Source organism: Ectothiorhodospira sp. PHS-1 (assembly GCF_000225005.1).
Classification (GTDB): Bacteria; Pseudomonadota; Gammaproteobacteria; order Ectothiorhodospirales; family Ectothiorhodospiraceae; genus Ectothiorhodospira.
The window spans coordinates 1-21417 of record NZ_AGBG01000028.1 but is presented as its reverse complement, the minus strand read 5'-3'; the positions used below and the strand labels follow the sequence as shown (position 1 = coordinate 21417).

The following is a 21417-nucleotide window of genomic DNA, read 5'->3' as shown; positions in this document are numbered from 1 at the left end:
CGAATGGAGAAGGCATGAAAATCCTCATCACCGGGGGCACTGGCTTTGTGGGGTCCCATCTGATCAGACGCCTGGTTTCCCAGGACTATGAATGTGTGGTGCTGACCCGCAATGTGTCCAGCGCCCGGCGCAGGCTCGGCACCGCCGGCTGTCGGTTCGTCCAGTGGGATACCCGTTCTCCCATACCCGAGGACGCCTTCGAGGGGGTGGACGGGGCGGTGAACCTGGTGGGGGAGAGCCTGGCCAGCCGCCGCTGGAGTCCCGAGCAGAAGAAGCGCATCTTCAATTCGCGCATCGATCCCACCCGCCACCTGGTGGAAGGTCTCAACGAACATGCCCCCCAGTGCAAGGTGCTGGTCTCCGCCTCTGCCATCGGCTATTACCCGGTCAACCTGCCGGATCGCCTGACCGAGGATAGCGAGCCCGGTGACGGATTCCTGCCGGATATCTGCCGTCAGTGGGAAGAGGAGGCCGGCCATCTCAACCCCCGCAGTCGTGTGGTGATCCTGCGCTTTGGTGTGGTGCTGGGGCGGGACGGCGGCGTGATCGCGAAACTGCTGCCGGTCTTCAAGATGGGACTGGGCGGCCCCGTTTCCGATGGCAGTCAGATCATGAGTTGGGTTCATCTGGAGGATGTGGTCGGTGTCATCACCCGTACCCTGACCGATGACGCCATGTTCGGTGTCTACAATACGGTGGCGCCGGAGCCGGTGAGCAACCGGGAGTTCTCCAAGTCCCTGGGCCATGCCCTGGGTCGCCCCGCGGTGGTGGCGGCACCGGCCTTCATGCTGCGCACGGCCCTGGGCGAGATGTCCACGGTGGTGCTGGATTCCCAGACCATCGCCGGCGACAAGTTGCTGGAGGCGGGATACGAGTTCCTGTATCCGGACATCGACAAGGCCATGCACGAGATCGCATCCCGATGATTATCCGCCATTGGGACCCCATGGCAGTCCTGATCCTGGGACTGCCCATTGTCGCGTTGGTGGTCTACGGCAGCTTCTTCGTCCGGGAGTTTGTCGGCGGGCATGTGCCGCCCCTGGCCAGTCTGGCCGTGCTGCTGGTGCTGGTGGGCATGTTGATCACCTCCCTGTGGCGGTTGTCACCGGTGTCCGTCTATCGTTTCCAGCACTCGCCGGCCAGGGTCAATATCCAGCACTGGCGGCCCTTCGGGCGCAGCCAGTATCTGGAGCATGAGTTGGCCAGTGTGGAACGCATCAGCATCGAGCGTTACCCCTTCCATCGGGGCCATCGCTATGTGGTCTGCCTGAACCTGCGGGATGGGCGCAAGGTCATCAACGGCATGCCCGACGCGGCATCGCCGCAACCCATCTACGATTTCGCGGTGCGGGTGGCGAGGTTCTACGGGCTGGCGGAAGGTCCGCCGCCGGATGCGCCTTAGCCAGGTCCCCCCAACCCCTCTCCCAAAGGCAGGGAGAGGGGCGTTTCGAGCGTTGCCGGGTGACTGTCAGCCTGCCACGACGGGGATCTTGCCGATGCGGCCGCGCCATTCCTTGGGTCCGGTATCGTGCACCGAGGTGCCCCGGCTGTCCACCGCCACGGTCACGGGCATGTCCTTGACCTCGAACTCGTAGATGGCCTCCATACCCAGGTCCTCGAAGGCCACCACGCGGGAGGCCTGGATGGCCTTGGAAACCAGGTAGGCGGCACCCCCCACGGCCATGAGATAGACCGCCTGGTTGTCCTTGATGGCCTCAATGGCCGCCGGACCCCGTTCCGCCTTGCCCACCATGCCCAGCAGGCCGGTCTGTTCCAGCATCTGGCGGGTGAACTTGTCCATGCGGGTGGCGGTGGTGGGGCCGGCCGGTCCCATGACCTCATCCCGGACCGGGTCCACCGGGCCCACGTAGTAGATGAAGCGGTTGGCAAAATCCACCGGCAGGGGCTTGCCCTCGTCCAGCATCTGGGTGAGCCGCTTGTGGGCCGCATCCCGGCCGGTGAGCAGGCGGCCGTTGAGCAGCAGCACGTCGCCCGGCTGCCAGCCGGCCACGTCTTCCCGGGTGATGGTGTCCAGATTCACCCGCTTGCCCTTGGAGGCGTCGTACTCCAGTTGCGGCCAGTCTTCCAGGGAGGGCGGCGTCAGGACGGCGGGGCCGCTGCCGTCCAGGTGGAAATGCACATGGCGGGTGGCGGCGCAGTTGGGGATCATGGCCACGGGCAGGGAGGCCGCATGGGTGGGGTAATCCAGGATCTTCACGTCCAGCACCGTGGTCAGGCCGCCCAGCCCCTGGGCGCCGATGCCCAGGGCGTTGACCTTCTCGTACAGTTCCAGGCGCAGTGCTTCCACCCGGTTTTGCGGGCCGCGGGCGATCAGTTCATGGATGTCCACCGGGGCCATGAGGGATTCCTTGGCCAGCAGCATGGCCTTTTCCGGTGTGCCGCCGATGCCCAGGCCCAGGATGCCCGGGGGGCACCAGCCGGCGCCCATGGTGGGCACGGTCTTGAGCACCCAGTCGACGATGGAGTCGGAGGGGTTGAGCATGGCCAGCTTGGATTTGTTTTCGGAACCGCCCCCCTTGGCGGCGCAGATCACTTCCACGTGATCTCCCGGCACGATCTCCATGTGCACCACCGCCGGGGTGTTGTCGCGGGAGTTTCTGCGTTCACCGGCCGGGTCCAGCAGCACCGAGGCCCGCAGGGTGTTGTCCGGGTGCTGGTAGGCCCGTCTGACGCCTTCGTCCACCATGGCCTGCAGGCTCATGTCCGCCTCCCAGCGTACGTCCATGCCTACCTTGAGGAAGACCAGGGCGATGCCGGTGTCCTGACAGATCGGGCGATGGCCTTCGGTGCACATGCGGGAGTTGATCAGGATCTGGGCCATGGCATCCCGGGCCGCGGGGGATGCCTCGCGCTCGTAGGCGGCGGTCAGGGCCTGGATGTAGTCCTGGGGATGGTAGTAGCTGATGAACTGGAAGGCATCGGCGATGCTCTGGATCAGGTCTTCCTGGCGGATGACGGACATGGAGAACTCCGGCAAGTGTCTGCGTTGAGCCGCGCATCTTATCCCGATGCGGTCCGCGCGTCATGTCTTGCCGCCGGAAGGAACGCGCCGGCTGTCCTGATGCGGCGCGACATGGGGATTGAACGTGTCCAATTCGCCCCCATCTCCTGTATTGTGTGAACATCGATGTACGACACCCCCATTTCCAAGGATCCCTGACGACCTCCATGTGCGGCATCTGCGGCGAACTGAATTTCAACGAATCCCTCCCCGATCTTGAGTCCATCCGGCGCATGCTGGATCGGTTGCGTCGCCGTGGTCCGGATCACGAAGGCAGTTATTCCGACGGTCCCCTGGCCATGGGGCATCGCCGCCTGTCCATCCTGGATCTGTCCGACCGGGCCAACCAGCCCATGCTGGACCCCGAGCTGGGGCTGGCGATGGTCTTCAACGGCACGATCTACAACTTCCGCGAACTGCGTCGGGAACTGGAAGATCGATACCGGTTCTTTTCCAGCGGCGACACCGAGGTCATTCTCAAGGCCTACCACGCCTGGGGCGAGGACTGCGTCAAGCGCTTTCACGGCATGTTTGCCTTTGCGGTCTGGGATCTGCGTCGGCGGCGTCTGTTCATGGCCCGGGACCGCATGGGCATCAAGCCCCTTTACTACAGTCACACCGACCGGCGTCTGCGCTTTGCCTCCAACATCCAGGCCCTGCTGGCCGCGGGAGAGGTGGATACGGACATCGATCCGGTGGCCCTGCATCATCACTTCACCCTGCATGCGGTGGTGCCCGCCCCCCGCACCCTGTTCAAGGGCGTGAGAAAGCTGCAGCCCGGTCATACCCTCACCGTGGAGCAGGACGGCCGTACCCGGCTGCAACGCTACTGGCAGCTGGAGGCCACCCGCCCCGACCGGGATCAGACCCCGGAGGCATGGACCGAGGCCGTGCATGATGCCCTGCGGCGCTCGGTCAAGCGGCGTCTGGAGATTTCCGACGTGCCGGTGGGGGTGCTGCTCTCCGGCGGCCTGGATTCCAGTCTGCTGGTGGCCCTATTGGCGGAGTCGGGGGCGACGGGACTGAAGACCTTCACCGTGGGGTTCGAGGATCAGCCCGAGGAGAAGGGCAGCGAATTCGAGTTTTCCGACCCGGTGGCCGAGCGCTATGCCACCGATCATCACCGCTTCCATGTGCCCAATGACCAGGTTCTGTCCCGTCTGCCCGAGGCGGTGGACCAGATGGCCGAGCCCATGGTGGGGCAGGATGCGGTGGCCTTCTACCTGCTGTCGGAGCAGGTCTCCCGGCATGTGAAGGTGGTGCAGTCGGGGCAGGGGGCCGATGAGGTCTTTGCCGGATATTTCTGGTATCCGCGCATGGCGGCGGAAACGGAAGGGACCCTGGTGGAACGCTTCCGTCGGCACTATTTCGACCGGGATCAGCCCGAGTTTGCCCGCATGGTGAATCCGGCCCTGGTGGGAGAGGATCATACGGCCCTGCTGATCGAGGCGGCCCTGAACGAGCCGGGCGCGGACACCTTCCTGGATGCGGTGCTGCGTCTGGACGTCACCACCCTGGTGGTGGATGATCCGGTCAAGCGGGTGGACAACATGACCATGGCCTGGGGGCTGGAGGCCCGGGTGCCGTTCCTGGACCATGAACTGGTGGAGCTGGCGGCCCGCATGCCGCCGGCGCTGAAGCTGGCCCAGGGCGGCAAGGGCGTGCTCAAGCAAATTGCCCGGGGATTGTTGCCGGATGCGGTCATCGACCGTCCCAAGGGGTATTTCCCGTTACCGGCCCTCAAGTATGTGCGTGGGGAGTTTCTGGACTTCATGCGCGACATCCTGGATTCCCGGGTGTGTCGGGAACGGGGGCTTTACCAGCGGGACTATGTGGATACCCTGCTCAAGGCCCCGGAGCAGCATCTGACCCGAATCCAGGGCAGCAAGCTCTGGCATCTGGCCCTGCTGGAGTTCTGGTTGCAGCGCCAGGGGATATAGACAGCATTCGCCCCGATAGGGGCTCTTCACAACACGAGGTCAAACGAAGTGGACGCTCTGGATCGTATCAGGCAGCAGGTGGAGGAAAACCCCGTCATCATTTACATGAAGGGGACGCCCCAGTTCCCCATGTGCGGTTTCTCCAATCGGGCCGCCACCGCGCTCAAGGCCTGCGGGGCACCTTTTGCCTATGTGAATATCCTGGCGGATCAGGAGATCATGCAGGCGCTGCCCGGCTTTGCCGACTGGCCCACGTTTCCGCAGATCTACATCAAGGGGGAGCTGATCGGCGGCTGCGACATCACTCTGGAGATGTTCGAGTCCGGGGAACTGCAGCAGATGGTCAAGGAAGCCGCCGGGGAAGAATGACCGGCAGCGCCGGTCAGGTCACCACCACCCGGGTGCCGCTCTGGCCCCGGGCCTGATCCAGGTTGCTCCGGGTCTGCTTCATCAGTTCCCGGATGGTCATCAGCGGCTGATCCGACTGATGAAAGTGGGCACCGATGGACACCAGGATCGGTACCGCCCCTTCGGAGGTCTGGATTCCGTCCCGGGTGATGCTGGTCAGCACCCGCTTGAACAGATCCCGATTGAAGTCCTGGGGAGAATGCACATGCATCAGCAGGGCAAATTCCTCCTCGGCGATCCTGGCCACCAGGTCCGTGGGGCGGACCGCCAGGCGCAGACGCTTGGCAAAACCCAGCAGTACCTCTGAACTCAGATCCTCAAAAGGCGATACCTGTGCCTCGTCCTGCTGGTCCAGGCTGACCAGGGCCAGGCAGAACCCGCCGCCCCGGGCCTGGGTTTCCAGTACCAGCGCCTCCAGGCGCTGATTCAGAGCCCGCTGATTGGCCAGGCCGGTGATGAGATCCGTGGTGGACTGGTGTTCCAGCAGCCGGTTGGCCGTCTCCAGCGCCGCGGAAGTTTCCATCAGACGATTCTGCAGCATGGCAATCCGCCCGGCGGCATAGATGCGTGCCGCCAGTTGGACATCCTGTATCGGTTTGGTGAGGAAGTCGTCGGCACCCTCGTGGAGGGCCTGGGTCATCGCCTTGTCCTCCTCCTTGGGTGCGAACAGGATGATGGCGGTATAGCGCCCGGCCTCCTCGTCCTGCCTGCGAATGGCCGTTGACAGTTCCAGACCGTTCATCTCCGGCATGACCCAGTCCGCGATGACTACGTCCGCCCGTCTCTGGGTCAGGGCATCCAGGGCCTCCGCGGCGGATCCCGCCAGCCTGACATCGTCATAGCCAATGCGCTCAAGCGTGTTCTTGAGCACGGTGCGGCTGTACTGCATATCGTCTACGACCAGAAGGGAGAGCGGCGGCGGCGACATGGGAGCCTCTCGGTGTGGATGCATGACCTAGCCCTTATAAGAAACTCATAGTGCCTTGTCCACGTTCATGGGAGTCAGCGGCAGTATCTGCCGGTTCCACCGGTTCATCACATCGCAGAAGATGTCGGCCGTTTTTTCCGCATCGTAGGTGGCGGAATGAGCCTCTGCGTTGTTCCAGGGCAGGCCGGCCTCCTTCACTGCCTTGGCCAGCACGGTCTGCCCGTAGGCCAGTGCCGACAGGGTGACGGTGTCCAGGTTGCTGAAGGGGTGAAAGGGATTTCGCTTCACCTGGGCACGCTCCGCGGTGGCGTTGACGAAGGCCAGGTCGAAGCCGGCGTTGTGCCCTACCAGGATGGCCCGGGTACAGTGGTTGCGCTTGATATCCTGGCGGACCTCACGAAATACCCGCTGCAGGGCCTCGTCCTCGGGCAGGGCGATGCGCAGGGGGTGCCAGGGATTGATCCCGTTCACCTCCAGGGACTTGGGGTCCATGTTGGCCCCCTCGAAGGGCTGGACATGGCAGGACAGGGTCCGGTCCCGCTGGATGAAACCGTCCTTGTCCATACGCAGGAACACGGCCGCGATCTGCAGCAGGGCATCGGTTTTGGGGTTGAAGCCGCCGGTTTCAACATCCACCACCACGGGCAGAAAACCACGGAAACGGTTGCCCATGGGGCGGAAGTTCAGTTCATCTGTCATGGCGCTAGACTACCAGCTTCCAGTCCAGCGTGCCGCCGGCCCGCATGGGCACCACCGTGGCGTCCGCGAAGGGGTAGGCCTCCGGCACCGTCCAGGTTTCCCGCCGCAGGGTGATGAAGTCATCGTTCACCGGCAGGCCATGGAAGGCGGGGCCGAACAGGCTGGCAAACCCTTCCAGCTTGTCCAGGGCGCCGGCCTGCTCGAAGGCCTCGGCATAGAGTTCGATGGCGGCCGGGGCGCTGAAGATGCCGGCACAGCCGCAGGCGGATTCCTTGGCGCCCTTGGGATGGGGTGCACTGTCGGTACCCAGGAAGAAGCGGGGATGTCCCTCCGCCAGAACCGCCATGATGGCCGCCCGATGGGTCTCGCGCTTGAGTACCGGCAGACAGTAATGGTGGGGCCGCAGACCACCCTGGAACAGGGCATTGCGGTTCATGAGGATGTGCTGGGGCGTGACCGTGGCGGCCACCCGGTCCGGCGCCTGGCGCACGAACGCTACCGCCTGGGCCGTGGTGATGTGCTCAAGGACCACCTTCAGGCCCTGGAAGTGCTCCACCAGCGGTGCCAGCACCTGATCGATGAATACCGCTTCCCGGTCGAACACGTCCACGCCCGGGTCCGTGGCCTCGCCATGGATCATCAGCGGCAGTCCCAGATCCTGCATCGCCTGAAGGGTGGGGTAGGTGTGGCGGATATCGGTCACGCCGGCATCGGAATGGGTGGTGGCACCGGCCGGATACAGCTTCACGCCGAAGATGATCCCGCTGTCCACCGCCTTTTTGATCTCTTCCGGCGAGGTCTTGTCGGTGAGGTAAATTGTCATCAATGGTTCGAATGACATCCCTGCCGGAACGGCATCGAGAATACGCCGGCGATAGGCGATGGCCTGCTCCACATTCACGATCGGCGGCTTGAGATTGGGCATGATGATGGCACGGCCGAAACATCTGGCGGTATGCGGCACTGCACTATCAAGGGCGCTCCCGTCCCGTACATGCAAATGCCAGTCATCGGGGCGTCTGATACGCAGTTCCTGGATTGTCGTCATTGTGTCGCTGTTTCCTGTTTTTATTGCAGAAATGTGTTGCAGTGAAGCATGAAAAGCGGTGTTCCGATTCCTTGACCTGCCGGCATAAAAGCTAGAACATGATTGAACGAACGGCACGGTCCGACGATGAATTTACCGCTCGATGTGAACCGAATTGCCGCGTTTCAGGTCGAGATTTGATATGGACATAAAAATAATAAAAGTCCGTTCCGGATGATATCAGCAAGCACCCCGTTTTGTCTGAACCACACCCCTGAGGGGTGCGCCCGCGCGCGCCCGTCACGCAGGGGGACTGGATGGAGAAAAAGTGATGACCGCGCAGCAGCAACTCCAGGATCTGGATACCCAGGAAACCCATGAATGGCTCGATGCCCTGGAAGCGGTGATCCAGGCCGATGGCCCGGAACGGGCCCATTACCTGCTGGAACGGCTGGTGGACCAGGCCAGGCGCTCCGGCGCCTTCCTGCCGTATTCCGCCAATACCGCCTACGTGAACACCATTCCGCCCCATCTGGAACCGGAATTTCCCGGTGATGCGGAGCTGGAGCACCGGATCCGTTCCTACATCCGCTGGAATGCCCTGATGATGGTGGTCAAGGCCAATCGTATCAGCACCGAGCTGGGTGGGCATATCGCCAGTTTCGCTTCCGCCGCCACCCTCTACGACGTGGGCTTCAATCACTTCTGGCGCGCCCCTTCCCATGAGCATGGCGGTGATCTGCTGTTCGTCCAGGGCCATTCCGCCCCCGGCATCTATGCCCGTTCCTACCTGGAAGGGCGCCTCACCGAAGCCCAGCTGGACCGCTTCCGTCAGGAAGTGGGTGGCGGTGGACTGTCGTCCTATCCCCACCCCTGGCTGATGTCCGATTACTGGCAGTTTCCCACCGTCAGCATGGGGCTTGGCCCCATCGCCGCCATCATGCAGGCCCGCTTCATGAAGTACATGAACGACCGCGAACTGGCCAGCAGTCGGGATCGCAAGGTCTGGTGCTTCCTGGGGGATGGGGAAACGGATGAACCGGAGAGCCTGGGTGCCATCTCCCTGGCGGCCCGGGAACGGCTGGACAACCTGATCTTCGTGGTCAACTGCAACCTGCAGCGCCTGGACGGACCGGTGCGGGGCAACGGCAAGATCGTGCAGGAACTGGAGGCCGTGTTCCGGGGCGCCGGATGGAATGTCATCAAGGTCCTCTGGGGCAGCTACTGGGATCCGTTGCTGGCCAAGGACACCAAGGGCCTGCTCAAGCAGCGCATGATGGAGGCCGTGGACGGGGATTATCAGAACTACAAGGCCAAGGACGGTGCCTATGTGCGGGAGCATTTCTTCGGCAAATATCCCGAACTCAAGGCCATGGTGGCCAACATGTCCGATGACGACGTCTGGCGTCTGAACCGGGGTGGACATGATCCCTTCAAGGTCTTCGCCGCCTACCACGCGGCGGTCAACCATGTCGGTCAGCCCACCGTGATCCTGGCCCAGACCGTGAAAGGTTACGGCATGGGGTCCGCCGGCGAGGGGCAGATGCGCGCCCATCAGCAGAAGAAGCTGGGCATGGATGAACTCAAGACTTTCCGCAGTCGCTTCAGCATCCCGCTCACCGATGAACAGGTGGGGCGGATGGAGTACATCAAGCCACCGGAGGATGCCCCGGAAATGCGCTACATGCATGAACGGCGCAAGGCCCTGGGCGGCTTTCTGCCGGTGCGCAAGTCCTCGGTGGCGCCCCTGGAGATCCCGGATCTCTCCTTGTTCGACGCCGCCATGGAATCCTCCGGGGAACGGGAGCTTTCCACCACCATGGCGCTGGTGCGCATGCTCACCCAGCTGGCCCGGGACAAGAAGATCGGCCATCACATCGTGCCCATCGTGCCGGACGAGGCCCGCACCTTCGGTATGGAAGGGCTGTTCCGGCAGTTGGGGATCTACTCCTCCGTGGGCCAGCTCTATACGCCCCAGGACAAGGACCAGGTGATGTTCTACAGGGAGGACAAGAAGGGTCAGATCCTGGAAGAGGGCATCAACGAGGCCGGCGCCATGTCCTCCTGGATGGCGGCGGCCACCGCCTACAGCGTCCACGGGGTGAGCATGATCCCCTTCTACATCTTCTACTCCATGTTCGGCTTCCAGCGGGTGGGGGACCTTATCTGGGCCGCGGGCGACATGCAGGCCCGGGGTTTCCTCATAGGCGGGACCGCCGGTCGCACCACCCTCTCGGGCGAGGGGTTGCAGCATCAGGACGGCCATAGCCATCTGATGGCGGCCAACGTGCCCAACTGCATCAGTTACGACCCCACCTTTGCCTATGAGCTGGCGGTGATCCTCCATGACGGCCTGCGCCGCATGTACGTCAACCAGGAAAGTGTTTTCTATTACATCACCGTGATGAACGAGAACTACCCTCAACCGGCCATGCCGGAAGGGGCACAGGAGGGGATCCGCAAGGGGCTGTACCTGCTCCGGGAAGGGGGATCGGGCGAGCCGAGGGTCCAGCTCATGGGCTCGGGCACCATCCTGCAGGAGGTGATTGCCGCCGCCGAACTGCTCCTCAACGACTTCGGCGTGGAAGCGGATATCTGGAGTGCCACCAGCTTCAACGAGCTGGCTCGGGACGGCCGTGACACGGAGCGCTGGAACCTGCTGCATCCCGAGGCCGAACCCCGCCGGAGCTGGGTCAGTCAATGCCTGACGGGGCGTCAGGGGCCGGTGGTGGCCTCCACCGATTATGTCAGGGCCTTTGCCGATCAGATCCGGGCCTGGGTCCCGGGACGTTACACGGTGCTGGGCACCGACGGCTTCGGTCGCAGCGACCTGCGTTCCCGGTTGCGCCACCATTTCGAAGTGGATCGCTACTACGTGGCCCTGGCCGCCCTCAAGGCCTTGGCGGATGAAGGCCGTATCCCGGTGGAGCGGGTCAGCGAGGCCATCGCCAAATATGAAATCGACGTGGACAAACCCAATCCCCTGCGCGCCTGAGGCGCCGGGTCGCATCCATTGACATGCATCACCGGCCGGCGCGGCCGTCCCGTTGCCTGCCGCCGCCGGTGACTTCAATTTTTCAAAGGAGTTGCGCCATGGGCAACGTGGTTGAAATCAAGGTTCCCGACATCGGTGACTTCAAGGACGTGGAAATCATCGAGGTGCTGGTGGGAGAGGGGGATACGGTCAAGCCGGAAGACCCGCTGATCACCCTGGAATCGGACAAGGCGTCCATCGACATCCCGGCCCCTCGGGCGGGGACCGTGAAGGGCCTGAAGGTGAAGGTGGGAGATCGGGTCTCCCAGGGAGTGGCCATTCTGGATCTGGAGGCGGAAGAGGGGAGTAAGTCGCCAACGCCTGACAAGACCCCGGAGCCGTCGCCGCAACAGGTAGCCGCTCCCCGGCAGGAAACGGCGCAGGCCCCGGCGCCCGAGCCGGAGAGATCCCGGGAGGTCGTCCGGGACGAAGCCCCGGCATCCACGCCCGGTCCGAGATCGTCCCCCACGGCGGGGATGGTGGACGAGGCGGCCTTTCGCAAGGCCCTGGCCTCTCCGGGGGTGCGCCGGTTCGCCCGCGAACTGGGGGTGGATCTGGGCAAGGTGGAAGGCAAGGGCCGCAAGGGTCGCATCCTCAAGGAGGATGTGCAGGCCTTCGTCAAGCGGTCCCTGGCCGCGCCGCCGGCCCTGCCCGGATTGACGCCCCCCCCGGAGATCGATTTCTCCCGGTTCGGCCCGGTCAGAACCCAGGCCCTGACCCGCATCAACCGTCTCACCGGCGAGAATCTGCACCGCAACTGGGTGAACATCCCCCATGTTACCCAGTTCGACGAGGCGGACATCACCGAACTGGATGCCTTCCGCAAGTCCCTGGTGGCGGAATACAAGGATAAGGACGTGAAAATCACCTTCCTGGTGTTCCTGATGAAGGCCCTGGTCTCGGCCTTGAAGGAGCATCCCAGGGTCAATGCCTCGCTGGATGCCGCCGGGGAAAACCTGATCCTGAAGCAATATTTCCATCTGGGCATCGCCGTGGACACCCCGGATGGTCTGGTGGTCCCGGTGATCCGGGATGTGGATCGCAAGAGCCTGGTGGAACTGGCCAGGGAGGTGGCCGAGGTGTCCGAGAAGGCCCGCAAGCGGCGGCTCAAGCCCGACGACATGCAGGGCGGCTGCATCACCATCACCAGCCTGGGGGGGATCGGCGGCACCCAGTTCACACCCATCGTCAATGCGCCGGAGGTGGCGATTCTCGCCGTCTCCCGGGCCAGGATGCAGCCGGTATGGGACGGCAAGGCCTTTGTGCCGCGGCTGATCCTGCCGCTGGCCCTGTCCTATGATCACCGGGTCATCGACGGTGCCCTGGGCGCCCGTTTCACCCACTGTCTGAGCGATCTGCTGTCGGACATGCGGCGCATGCTGCTGTAGCAGCGGCCCGCTTCCACGGGTATTCATGGGCAGTTTGAAACGGCAAAGAAGGAGTGTTGAATTCATGGCTCAGACACGCACCATCCAGGTCCCCGATATCGGCGACTTCAAGGATGTGGAAATCATCGACATCCTTGTCGCCCCGGGCGATACCGTCAAACCCGAGGATCCACTCATCACCCTGGAGTCCGACAAGGCCTCCATCGACATTCCCGCCCCGACGGCGGGGACCATCGGCACACTGCTGGTGAAAAAGGGCGACAAGGTCTCCCAGGGCACGGCCATCCTGGAACTGGAAACCGATACCGCCGAATCCCCCCCACGGGAAGACACCACGGCGCCGGCCGCTGCCGCGCCGCGCCCCGAAACGCCGCCCAGCCGTCCCCGGCCGGTCTCCGAGCCGACCGATGACGCGGACATTCACTGCGGCCTGCTGGTGCTGGGCTCCGGCCCCGGGGGGTATACCGCCGCCTTTCGTGCCGCTGATCTGGGCCTGGACGTGGTCATGGTGGAGCGGTATCCACAGATCGGCGGCGTGTGTCTCAATGTGGGCTGCATTCCCTCCAAGGCCCTGCTCCATGCCGCCCAGGTGATCGACGAGGCGAAGGACTTTGCCCGCCACGGCATCCATTTCGGCACCCTCCGGATCGATCTGCCCGCGCTGGCGGCCTACAAGGACGGCGTGGTGGGCAAGCTTACCAGTGGCCTGAAGCATCTGGCCGGACAACGCAAGGTCAGGGTGGTGCAAGGCGTGGGACGTTTCACCTCGCCCCATACCCTGACCGTGGCCGGGGAGGGCGGTGAGCAGCGGATTCGTTTTGAACAGGCCATCATCGCCGTAGGCTCCCGGCCCGTGCATTTGCCCGGATTTCCCTGGGAGGATCCGCGGGTGATGGATTCCACCGCCGCCCTGACGCTGCAGGACATCCCCGGTCGTCTGCTGGTGGTGGGGGGCGGCATCATCGGGCTGGAGATGGCCTGCGTCTATGATGCCCTGGGCTCGAAGGTGACGGTCTGCGAGTTGTCCAAGGAGCTGATGCCCGGCGCCGACCGCGATCTGGTCAAGCCGCTGGAAAAACGGATCAAGGACCGCTATGAGAATATCTTCACCGGTACCCGCGTGACCCGGGCCCAGGCCGTGGACGAGGGGATCCGGGTCTGGTTCGAGGGCGGCAAGGCCCCGGAACAGGACACCTTCGACCGGGTGCTGGTGGCGGTGGGGCGCCTGCCCAACGGCGGTCGGATCGACGCCGAGGCGGCGGGCATTCAGGTGGACGAACACGGCTTCATCCAGGTGGACCGGCAGATGCGGACCCATGTCGAACACATCTTCGCCGTCGGCGATGTGGTGGGTGGCCCCATGCTGGCCCACAAGGCCACCCACGAAGCCAAGGTGGCCGCCGAGGTGGCGGCCGGGAAAAAATCCCACTTCGATGCCCGCGCCATCCCCAGCGTGGCCTATACCCATCCGGAAGTGGCCTGGATGGGGCTGACCGAGACGAAGGCCAAGGCGGAGGGGATTGAGTACACCAAGGCGGTCTTCCCCTGGGCGGCCAGTGGTCGTGCCCTCAGCGTGGGGGGCGAGGCCGGTCTGACCAAACTGCTGCTGGATGACCAGCAGCGGGTGATTGGTGCCGGGATCGTCGGCCCCAACGCGGGGGAACTGATTGCCGAGGCCCTGCTGGCACTGGAGATGGGGGCGGACGTGGAGGATCTGGGGCTGACGGTGCATCCCCATCCCACCCTGTCGGAAACCCTCTGCTTTGCGGCGGAGGTGGCCCACGGCTCGATCACCGACATCCTGCCGCCGCGTCGGCGTTGATGGGGCAGGGCGGGGGAATGCCTCAACTTCCCCCGCCGCCTGCCGATAGTTTCAGGCATGAACGCCCGTTACGCCATCCTGCTGTTATGCCTGCTGCCCGCCGCCCTCCAGGCCGCCGACTATGGTCCCCGCATGGAGCAGGCCCAGTGGATCGTGACTCAGGAGCCGGATCTGTGTGAGCTGGTGCAACCGGTTCCCCGTTACGGTATCGCCCGTTTCCACGCCAGCCCGGGCCGTACCCTGCGGTTTTACCTGGACCCTCGCATCCCGCTGAATGCGCCCGACGTGGGGCGTCTGTCCCTGCAGGCGCCCGACTGGCGTCATGACCTTGCCCCCCAGGATCTGGGCGCGGTGCCCGCCATGGCCGGGGATACCCTGCTTCGGTTGGGGCGGGAGAAGGCCCTGGCCCTTTACTACGGCCTGGAAACCGGCCATGAAGTCCTGATCCGGCACCCGGACCCGGGCCGGGGCGCCCGGGAGATCCGGGTGACCCTCTCACCCCTGCGTTTTCGGGAAGTCCTGGCGGATTTTCGTGCCTGTCAGGGTGAACTCAGGCGCCTGGATTTCGAGATCCTGGACGACTGGCGCATCCATTTCGATTTTGACGAGTCCCGCATCCGCCCCGATCAGCATGGGGAACTGCGGCGGGCCCTGGCGGTGCTCCGGGATAACCCCGACACCCGGGTGGTCCTTGGAGGACATGCGGATGAGCGCGGCACCGAGGCCTACAATGATGCCCTGTCCCTGCGCCGGGCGCGTGCGGTCCAGACCTATCTGCGGGGCCAGGGGATCGCCGCCCACCGGATCGAGACCCGTGCCTTCGGCGAGTCCTGGCCCCTGGACCCGGCATCCACGGAAGCGGCCTGGGCCCTCAATCGCCGGGTGGATATCTGGCTGACCCGTTAAAGACTCAAATCCATCGTCTCCACAGGGAGCAGGGGCTACACTACGATCTTCACCGCGGAGCGCCGAACATGCCTACCCACAAGGCCGATGAAAGCACCGAACTGGATGCCCTCAACAGCATTGCCAGTCGCATGAACGGATTTCTCTATCGCTGCCGCAACGATGACCAGTACACCATGCTGGTGATTTCCGGCCGCTGCCGGGAACTCACCGGCTATGGTCAGGATGAGTTGCGGCAGAACAGGGCGGTGTCCTACGCCTCGCTGATTCACCCGGAAGATTCGGCTGCCGTCGACGAGGCCATCAGCCAGGCCGTGGTCGCCGGCGGCAACTGGGACGTGGATTACCGCATACACCACCGTGACGGCAGTGTCCGCTGGGTCAACGAAAACGGCGGCCCTGTGCTCGATCAGGAGGGCAAGCTGCAGTACCTGGAAGGGGTGGTGACCGACATTCGCCGGCGCAAGGAGGTGGAATCCGGGCGGCATGAACAGATTGCCGCCGTGAGCCGGTTGAGCAACTCCATCATCACCGAGTCCAACCAGATCCTGATCGTGCTCAAGGCCCTGCGCATGCTCAGCCTCAATGCCAGCATCGAGGCCGCGCGGGCGGGGGAGCACGGGCGCGGTTTTGCGGTGGTGGCCAAGGAAGTGAACCGACTGGCGGATCAGACCGGGCTGTTTGCCGGTAACATCAGCAATCTCATGGCGGAGCTGGAACAGGAGCTCAAGCGTCGGATCTGATCCAAGCTGGCGTCGTCCATTCCTTACCCGGCACCAGTTTCGCTATACTTGCGCCCCTGTACCACTTACGTCTTTCCCAGGGGTTGCCTTACATGGCCAATGATGTGAAAAAGGTCGTCCTCGCCTATTCGGGCGGGCTGGATACGTCGGTCATCCTCAAGTGGCTTGAGGATACCTATGGCTGCGAGGTGGTGACCTTTACCGCCGACATCGGCCAGGGCGAGGAGCTGGAACCAGCACGGGCCAAGGCCCAGGCCATGGGCGTGAAGGAAATCTACATCGACGACCTGCGCGAGGAATTCGTGCGCGATTTCGTCTTCCCCATGTTCCGCGCCAATGCCCTCTATGAGGGTGAATACCTGCTGGGCACCTCCATCGCCCGCCCCCTGATCGCCAAACGCCTGGTGGAAATCGCCAACGAGACCGGCGCCGACGCCGTCTCCCACGGTGCCACCGGCAAGGGCAATGACCAGGTGCGTTTCGAACTGGGCGCCTATGCCCTCAAGCCCGGCATCCGCGTCATCGCCCCCTGGCGGGAATGGGACCTGAACTCCCGGGAAAAGCTGCTGGCCTATGCGGAGCAGCACGGTATCCCGGTGGAGATGAAGCGGGGCAAGAAGTCCCCGTACTCCATGGATGCCAACCTGCTGCACATCTCCTACGAGGGCGGTCCCTTGGAAGACCCCTGGTTCGAGGCCGAGGAAGACATGTGGCGCTGGAGCGTTTCCCCCGAGGCCGCCCCGGACAAGCCGGAATACGTGGAGATCACCTACGAGAAGGGTGACCCGGTGGCCCTCAACGGGGAACCCATGAGTCCGGCCACCTTGCTGGCCACCCTCAACCGGATCGGCGGCGCCCACGGCATCGGTCGCCTGGACCTGGTGGAAAACCGCTACGTGGGCATGAAGTCCCGCGGTTGCTATGAAACCCCCGGCGGCACCATCCTGCTCAGGGCTCACCGTGCCATCGAGTCCATCACCATGGACCGGGAAGCGGCGCACCTGAAGGACGAGCTGATGCCCCGGTACGCCAGCCTGATCTACAACGGCTACTGGTGGAGTCCGGAACGACGGATGATGCAGTCCCTGATCGACGCCTCCCAGGTGCATGTGAACGGCGTGGTGCGGATCAAGCTCTACAAGGGCAATGTCATCGTCGCCGGTCGCAAGTCCGAGTCCGACAGCCTGTTCGACGCCCACATCGCCACCTTCGAGGACGATGCCGGCGCCTATAATCAAAAGGATGCGGAAGGCTTCATCAAGCTCAACGCCTTGCGCATGCGCATCGCCGCCCAGCGCGGACGGTAAGGGAAAGGAAGTAGTCCCCCTCTCCCCTTGGGGGAGAGGGGTGGGTGAGGGGAGGGATACCCCCACGCATTCATCGTTGCCACAGGTGTTGCCCGTGAAGCTGTCCAAGCCCCGTCACCCGGTCTGGTTATTGTTGCTGACCGTTTTGCTTCTGCCCGCCTGTGCCACCGTCCCTCCGGAGTCCCGGGACCCGCGCGACCCCTGGGAGGGCTATAACCGGGCCATGTTCCAGTTCAATGACGCGGTGGATTCCGCCGTGATCAAGCCCGTGGCCGAGGGCTATGAGCGCTATGCGCCGCAGCCGGTGCAGACCGGCGTCACCAACTTCTTCTCCAATCTGCGGGATGTGGTCAACATGGCCAACAACACCCTGCAGTTCAAGTTCCATGATGCCGCCTCGGATCTGACCCGCATCATCATGAACACCAGTTTCGGGGTCTTTGGCCTGTTCGACGTGGCCAGTCCCATGGGGCTGGAAAAGAGCAACGAGGACTTCGGGCAGACCCTGGGGCGCTGGGGAGTGTCCTCCGGGCCTTATGTGGTGTTGCCCTTCCTGGGGCCGAGCACCCTGCGGGATGCCCCGGCACGGGTGGTGGACGGGGTGACCCATCCGCTGTACTACTACGATGAGACCGGTGTCCGGAATGCCCTGCTGGTGGTGGATATCATCGACATGCGGGCGGGCTTCCTGCCCACTGAGCGTGCCCTGGAAGACGTCGCCACTGACCGCTACATGGCCCTGCGCAATGCCTACCTGCAGCGGCGGGAATATCTGGTGCGTGACGGCGCCCCCGGCGAAGACCAGTACGACCTGCTGCGGGAACTGGAAGACTGGGACGACGACTTCTGAGGCTGGTCATCTTGCCCTGGAGGCATGATCCGAGGTCGGTAGTGCATGGATGCCCCTGCGCAGTGCCTTGTCCGCCTCCCGTACGTCCCGCATGTAACTGAGTTGCACCAGCCATTCGTCCAGGGCACCGAAAAACCGCTCCATCAGCCGGTGCCAGCGACCTCGTGCCTGCCACTCCTGCAAGGTCCATTCCCGGGCCTGAGCCAGGTCGCCGGCAAACAGCCCGGCCAGTTCCGCCACGGTGTACGGAGCGGTCACCACCTGGTTGGCCTCCAGGTTCCAGCGCAGGGTCCAGTGATCCAGGTTGCTGGAGCCCACGCTGCTCCAGTCGTCACAGATCACGTACTTGGCATGCAGGCAGCGGGGCTGATATTCGAAGATCCTGACCCCCGCCCGCAGCAGTCGCCCGTAGAAGCGCCGCCCCGCATGCCGGACCGCCGGCTGATCCGTCTTCGGTCCCGGTACCAGCAACCGCACATCCACTCCATGGCGGGCGGCCCGGGCCAGCACGCGGCGCAGACGTAGGGTGGGCACGAAATAGGCCGTGGTGATCCATACCCGCCGCCGTGATTTCTTGACGGCGGCAATCACCGAGCGCATCACCGCACGTCCGCCCATGACGCTGTTGCCCACCACCCGTCCATCGGCCGGACCGGGGGCCTTGGCGAGTGCGGCGGGCAACGTCAGGGAGTGGGCATGCCAGCGGGACCAGGTTCTGGCAAAGAGTTGTTCCCAGTCCGTCACGCAGGGCCCCCGGATCTCCAGCATGACCTCGTGCCATGCCTGGTCGCCGGCAAAGCGCGGATCAAAGTCATCGGTCAGCCCGGCACCGCCCACGAAGGCCACCTTGCCGTCCACCGCCAGCAGCTTGCGGTGATCCCGGAACAGGGACAGATGGAGCCGCTTCAGACCCAGTGGGTTATACATGCCCAGCTGCACGCCATGGGCCAGCAGACGCCCCCGGTCGCTACCGGAGAGGGCCAGGCTGCCGAAATCATCCAGCAGCACGCAAACCTCCACGCCACGGGTCGCGGCCAGGCACAGGGCATCGATGAATCGGGTGGTCAGCGCACCGGAACTGCACAGGTACATCTCCAGCAGCACCCGCTCCCGCGCCGATTCGATGGCCTCCACCATGGCGGGAAAGAAGTCATCGCCATCGACCCTGAGCCGATAGCGGTGAGGCCCCCGGGCCGGGGGCGAGCGGCGAGTCTTGAACGGCCTGTCCATGTCGGGTTCTGCTGTGTGCCGGGAGGGACATGATATCCTTGCACGAATCTCACGCGACCGTCATCGAATCATCGGGACGTCATACAAGGGCCGTGCATGTACGCGTTGATCAAACCCTTCATCCAGTTGACCTTCATGCAGAAAGGACCGGAGGACCTGCCGGCCTCGGCCCTGCTGCTATGGCTGTGCATCATCGCCTATCTGCTGGTGGGCCTGATCGTGGCCCTGCCGTTCTATCCCTTCCAGCTGGCCATCCTGCAGACGGGGATGGAACTGGCCCTGCTGGCGGGCTACACCGCCCTGCTGCTGTCCTGGCGGGGGCTGCCGGGCCGGTTCAACCAGACCTTGAGCGCCCTGCTGGGCGTCGGCGTGATTCTGGGTCTGCTGATGCTGCCCCTGGTCTACAACCTGCGTGGGGCCGAGACAGCCACCGAGATCCCGGTCTATATCACCGTGGGCTATCTGGTCCTGCTGGGCTGGCTGCTGACCACCTACGGCAACATCCTGCGCAGTGCCCTGGGTCTGCAGACCGTGGCCGGCGGCGTGGGATTGGCGGTGCTGTATCTGATGCTGGCGGCCATTGCCGGTGAAATGCTCTACACGGCGATCATGCCGTGAGCCACGTTCATATCCTGGGTATCTGCGGCACCTTCATGGCCGGCGTGGCCCTGCTGGCCAGGGCCGCCGGACATCGGGTGACCGGTTCGGATCAGCAGGTCTACCCACCCATGAGCACGCTGCTGGCGGCCCAGGGCATCCCGGTCAGCGAGGGTTACGATCCCGCTCACCTGGACCCGGTGCCGGACGTGGTGGTCATCGGCAACGTGATGACCCGGGGCAATCCGGCGGTGGAACATGTGCTCAATCGCGGCATTCCCTATGCCTCCGGCCCCCAGTGGCTGGCGGAGCATGTGCTCAAGGATCGCTGGGTGCTGGCGGTGGCCGGGACCCACGGCAAGACCACCACCGCCAGCCTGCTGGCCTGGATACTGGAGGACGCGGGACTGTCTCCGGGGTTTCTCATCGGCGGTGTGCCGGATAATTTCCAGGTCTCGGCCCGACTGGGGGAGACGCCCTTCTTCGTGGTGGAGGCCGACGAGTACGACACCGCCTTCTTCGACAAGCGTTCCAAGTTTGTCCATTACCATCCCAGAACCCTGATCCTGAACAATCTGGAATACGATCACGCCGACATCTTTCCCGATCTGGCCGCCATCGAGCGGCAGTTTCACCATCTGGTGCGCACCGTGCCGGGGGAGGGGCGCATCCTGTGCCAGGGTCATGATGCCGCGCTCTCAAGGGTATTGGCCATGGGATGCTGGACGCCGGTGGAGTGCTTCGGAACCGATGGCGGGATGGACTGGCGGGGAGAGGCCCTGAGTCCCGACGGCAGCCATTTTCGTCTCCACCATCGGGACATCCCGGTGGGGGAGGTCCGCTGGTCCATGCCCGGACATCACAACATGAGCAATGCGGTGGCGGCCCTGGCGGCGGCCAGGCATGTGGGGGTGCCGGTCGAGGCCGGTGTGTCGGCGCTGTCCCGCTTTGCCGGGGTCAAGCGGCGGCTGCAGGTGCGTGGCACGGCGGGCGGGGTGACGGTCCATGACGATTTCGCCCACCATCCCACCGCCATTGCCGCCACCCTTGCGGCCCTGCGCGGCCGGGTGGGGGAGGCCCGTATCCTGGCGGTGCTGGAACCCCGTTCCAACACCATGCGCATGGGTGTCCATCGACAGACCCTGGCGAACTCGCTGGCCGGGGCGGATCAGGTGTTCCTGTTCGCGCCGCCGGATCTGGGCTGGGACGTGGCGACGGTGACCGGTGAACTGGCGGGGCGGGGAGAGTCCGCGCCGACCCTGGACGGCCTGCTGGCGCGTCTGGTGGCCAGCGCCCGGCCCGGCGATCATGTGCTGATCATGAGCAACGGGGGATTCGGCGGGTTGCATGACCGACTGCTGGAGGCACTGGCCGGGCAGTAGCCCTGCTCCCCTTGGAGTACACTCATGCATCACGGAGGTGAGTCACCCCAGACGATGAAGAATACATGACAAGCCCCTCTCCCCGGGGGAGAGGGGTTGGGGAGAGGGGCGAGGGCCGGCACGGTGCCTACCCC

18 protein-coding genes are annotated in these 21417 nt (G+C 64.3%); 13 read left to right on the top strand and 5 right to left on the bottom strand.

The window, feature by feature from the left end:
- Positions 1-14 precede the first annotated feature (14 nt).
- Both ECTPHS_RS11255 and ECTPHS_RS11250 read left to right on the top strand, forming a co-directional pair.
- Positions 15-926 (top strand): TIGR01777 family oxidoreductase, encoded by a 912-nt coding sequence (locus ECTPHS_RS11255; protein ID WP_008932873.1) that lies wholly within the window; start codon positions 15-17, stop codon positions 924-926.
- A 20-nt stretch (positions 927-946) separates the two neighbouring features.
- Positions 947-1402 carry a hypothetical protein gene (locus ECTPHS_RS11250; protein WP_141565345.1) on the top strand — a complete coding sequence of 152 codons (456 nt, stop codon included), beginning with the start codon at positions 947-949 and terminating at the stop codon, positions 1400-1402.
- A gap of 66 nt (positions 1403-1468) precedes the next feature.
- Here ECTPHS_RS11250 and ECTPHS_RS11245 read toward each other — a convergent pair whose 3' ends face one another.
- On the bottom strand, positions 1469-2983 hold the full coding sequence (locus ECTPHS_RS11245) for a fumarate hydratase (protein WP_008932871.1): 1515 nt from the start codon (positions 2981-2983) through the stop codon (positions 1469-1471).
- Between the two features lie 206 nt (positions 2984-3189).
- Here ECTPHS_RS11245 and ECTPHS_RS11240 point away from each other — a divergent pair, with 206 nt between their 5' ends.
- A complete protein-coding gene (locus ECTPHS_RS11240) occupies positions 3190-4962 on the top strand; it encodes an N-acetylglutaminylglutamine amidotransferase (RefSeq protein ID WP_008932870.1) in 1773 nt (590 codons plus the stop codon).
- Between the two features lie 48 nt (positions 4963-5010).
- On the top strand, positions 5011-5331 hold the full coding sequence (gene grxD / locus ECTPHS_RS11235; protein ID WP_008932869.1) for a Grx4 family monothiol glutaredoxin: 321 nt from the start codon (positions 5011-5013) through the stop codon (positions 5329-5331).
- Positions 5332-5344: 13 nt separating this feature from the next.
- Here grxD and ECTPHS_RS11230 read toward each other — a convergent pair whose 3' ends face one another.
- Genes ECTPHS_RS11230 through pyrC form a run of 3 tightly spaced genes read right to left on the bottom strand, consistent with a single transcriptional unit; the run spans position 5345 to position 8045 of the window.
- The gene (locus ECTPHS_RS11230; RefSeq protein WP_040405854.1) at positions 5345-6298 is read right to left on the bottom strand and encodes a response regulator; all 954 of its coding nucleotides are present in this window, start codon (positions 6296-6298) and stop codon (positions 5345-5347) included.
- Between the two features lie 45 nt (positions 6299-6343).
- Positions 6344-6997, bottom strand: a complete 654-nt coding sequence (rnt, locus tag ECTPHS_RS11225; RefSeq protein WP_008932867.1) for a ribonuclease T — start codon at positions 6995-6997, stop codon at positions 6344-6346.
- 4 nt (positions 6998-7001) lie between these two features.
- Positions 7002-8045 (bottom strand): dihydroorotase, encoded by a 1044-nt coding sequence (pyrC, locus tag ECTPHS_RS11220; protein ID WP_008932866.1) that lies wholly within the window; start codon positions 8043-8045, stop codon positions 7002-7004.
- 310 nt (positions 8046-8355) lie between these two features.
- Between pyrC and aceE the strand changes: the two genes are divergently transcribed.
- The 7 genes from aceE to ECTPHS_RS11185 all read left to right on the top strand — a co-directional run bounded on the left by aceE (position 8356) and on the right by ECTPHS_RS11185 (position 18074).
- On the top strand, positions 8356-11019 hold the full coding sequence (aceE, locus tag ECTPHS_RS11215) for a pyruvate dehydrogenase (acetyl-transferring), homodimeric type (RefSeq protein ID WP_008932865.1): 2664 nt from the start codon (positions 8356-8358) through the stop codon (positions 11017-11019).
- A gap of 98 nt (positions 11020-11117) precedes the next feature.
- Complete coding sequence (aceF, locus tag ECTPHS_RS11210; RefSeq protein WP_008932864.1) at positions 11118-12446, top strand: dihydrolipoyllysine-residue acetyltransferase; 1329 nt, start codon at positions 11118-11120, stop codon at positions 12444-12446.
- Between the two features lie 64 nt (positions 12447-12510).
- Positions 12511-14268 carry a dihydrolipoyl dehydrogenase gene (gene lpdA / locus ECTPHS_RS11205; RefSeq protein WP_008932863.1) on the top strand — a complete coding sequence of 586 codons (1758 nt, stop codon included), beginning with the start codon at positions 12511-12513 and terminating at the stop codon, positions 14266-14268.
- 57 nt (positions 14269-14325) lie between these two features.
- Positions 14326-15174, top strand: coding sequence for an OmpA family protein (locus tag ECTPHS_RS11200; protein ID WP_008932862.1), 849 nt, complete (start codon positions 14326-14328; stop codon positions 15172-15174).
- 68 nt (positions 15175-15242) lie between these two features.
- A complete protein-coding gene (locus ECTPHS_RS15370; protein WP_008932861.1) occupies positions 15243-15917 on the top strand; it encodes a PAS domain-containing protein in 675 nt (224 codons plus the stop codon).
- Between the two features lie 92 nt (positions 15918-16009).
- Positions 16010-17224: an argininosuccinate synthase gene (locus ECTPHS_RS11190; RefSeq protein WP_008932860.1), complete on the top strand. Its 1215-nt coding sequence runs from the start codon at positions 16010-16012 to the stop codon at positions 17222-17224.
- A 94-nt stretch (positions 17225-17318) separates the two neighbouring features.
- The gene (locus tag ECTPHS_RS11185; RefSeq protein ID WP_008932859.1) at positions 17319-18074 is read left to right on the top strand and encodes a VacJ family lipoprotein; all 756 of its coding nucleotides are present in this window, start codon (positions 17319-17321) and stop codon (positions 18072-18074) included.
- Between the two features lie 6 nt (positions 18075-18080).
- Here the strand turns inward: ECTPHS_RS11185 and ECTPHS_RS11180 are convergent, their stop codons facing one another.
- Positions 18081-19304, bottom strand: a complete 1224-nt coding sequence (locus tag ECTPHS_RS11180; RefSeq protein ID WP_008932858.1) for a phosphatidylserine/phosphatidylglycerophosphate/cardiolipin synthase family protein — start codon at positions 19302-19304, stop codon at positions 18081-18083.
- A gap of 96 nt (positions 19305-19400) precedes the next feature.
- On the opposite strand from ECTPHS_RS11180, the gene ECTPHS_RS11175 reads away from it, so the two are divergent.
- Positions 19401-19922, top strand: coding sequence for a hypothetical protein (locus ECTPHS_RS11175; RefSeq protein ID WP_008932857.1), 522 nt, complete (start codon positions 19401-19403; stop codon positions 19920-19922).
- Positions 19919-21283 (top strand): UDP-N-acetylmuramate:L-alanyl-gamma-D-glutamyl-meso-diaminopimelate ligase, encoded by a 1365-nt coding sequence (gene mpl / locus ECTPHS_RS11170; RefSeq protein WP_008932856.1) that lies wholly within the window; start codon positions 19919-19921, stop codon positions 21281-21283. The genes ECTPHS_RS11175 and mpl overlap by 4 nt, the downstream gene beginning before the upstream one ends.
- The last annotated feature ends 134 nt before the right edge of the window (positions 21284-21417 follow it).

Bases quoted from the DNA above. Each gene is read 5' to 3' on its own strand.
- ECTPHS_RS11190 (WP_008932860.1), top strand. From the start codon at position 16,010: ATGGCCAATGATGTGAAAAAGGTCGTCCTCGCCTATTCGGGCGGGCTG.
- ECTPHS_RS11255 (WP_008932873.1), top strand. From the start codon at position 15: ATGAAAATCCTCATCACCGGGGGCACTGGCTTTGTGGGGTCCCATCTG.
- aceF (WP_008932864.1), top strand. From the start codon at position 11,118: ATGGGCAACGTGGTTGAAATCAAGGTTCCCGACATCGGTGACTTCAAG.
- ECTPHS_RS11180 (WP_008932858.1), bottom strand. From the start codon at position 19,304: ATGGACAGGCCGTTCAAGACTCGCCGCTCGCCCCCGGCCCGGGGGCCT.
- lpdA (WP_008932863.1), top strand. From the start codon at position 12,511: ATGGCTCAGACACGCACCATCCAGGTCCCCGATATCGGCGACTTCAAG.
- ECTPHS_RS11250 (WP_141565345.1), top strand. From the start codon at position 947: ATGGCAGTCCTGATCCTGGGACTGCCCATTGTCGCGTTGGTGGTCTAC.
- ECTPHS_RS11230 (WP_040405854.1), bottom strand. From the start codon at position 6,298: ATGTCGCCGCCGCCGCTCTCCCTTCTGGTCGTAGACGATATGCAGTAC.
- ECTPHS_RS15370 (WP_008932861.1), top strand. From the start codon at position 15,243: ATGCCTACCCACAAGGCCGATGAAAGCACCGAACTGGATGCCCTCAAC.
- rnt (WP_008932867.1), bottom strand. From the start codon at position 6,997: ATGACAGATGAACTGAACTTCCGCCCCATGGGCAACCGTTTCCGTGGT.
- ECTPHS_RS11240 (WP_008932870.1), top strand. From the start codon at position 3,190: ATGTGCGGCATCTGCGGCGAACTGAATTTCAACGAATCCCTCCCCGAT.
- ECTPHS_RS11175 (WP_008932857.1), top strand. From the start codon at position 19,401: ATGTACGCGTTGATCAAACCCTTCATCCAGTTGACCTTCATGCAGAAA.
- ECTPHS_RS11200 (WP_008932862.1), top strand. From the start codon at position 14,326: ATGAACGCCCGTTACGCCATCCTGCTGTTATGCCTGCTGCCCGCCGCC.
- ECTPHS_RS11245 (WP_008932871.1), bottom strand. From the start codon at position 2,983: ATGTCCGTCATCCGCCAGGAAGACCTGATCCAGAGCATCGCCGATGCC.
- pyrC (WP_008932866.1), bottom strand. From the start codon at position 8,045: ATGACGACAATCCAGGAACTGCGTATCAGACGCCCCGATGACTGGCAT.
- aceE (WP_008932865.1), top strand. From the start codon at position 8,356: ATGACCGCGCAGCAGCAACTCCAGGATCTGGATACCCAGGAAACCCAT.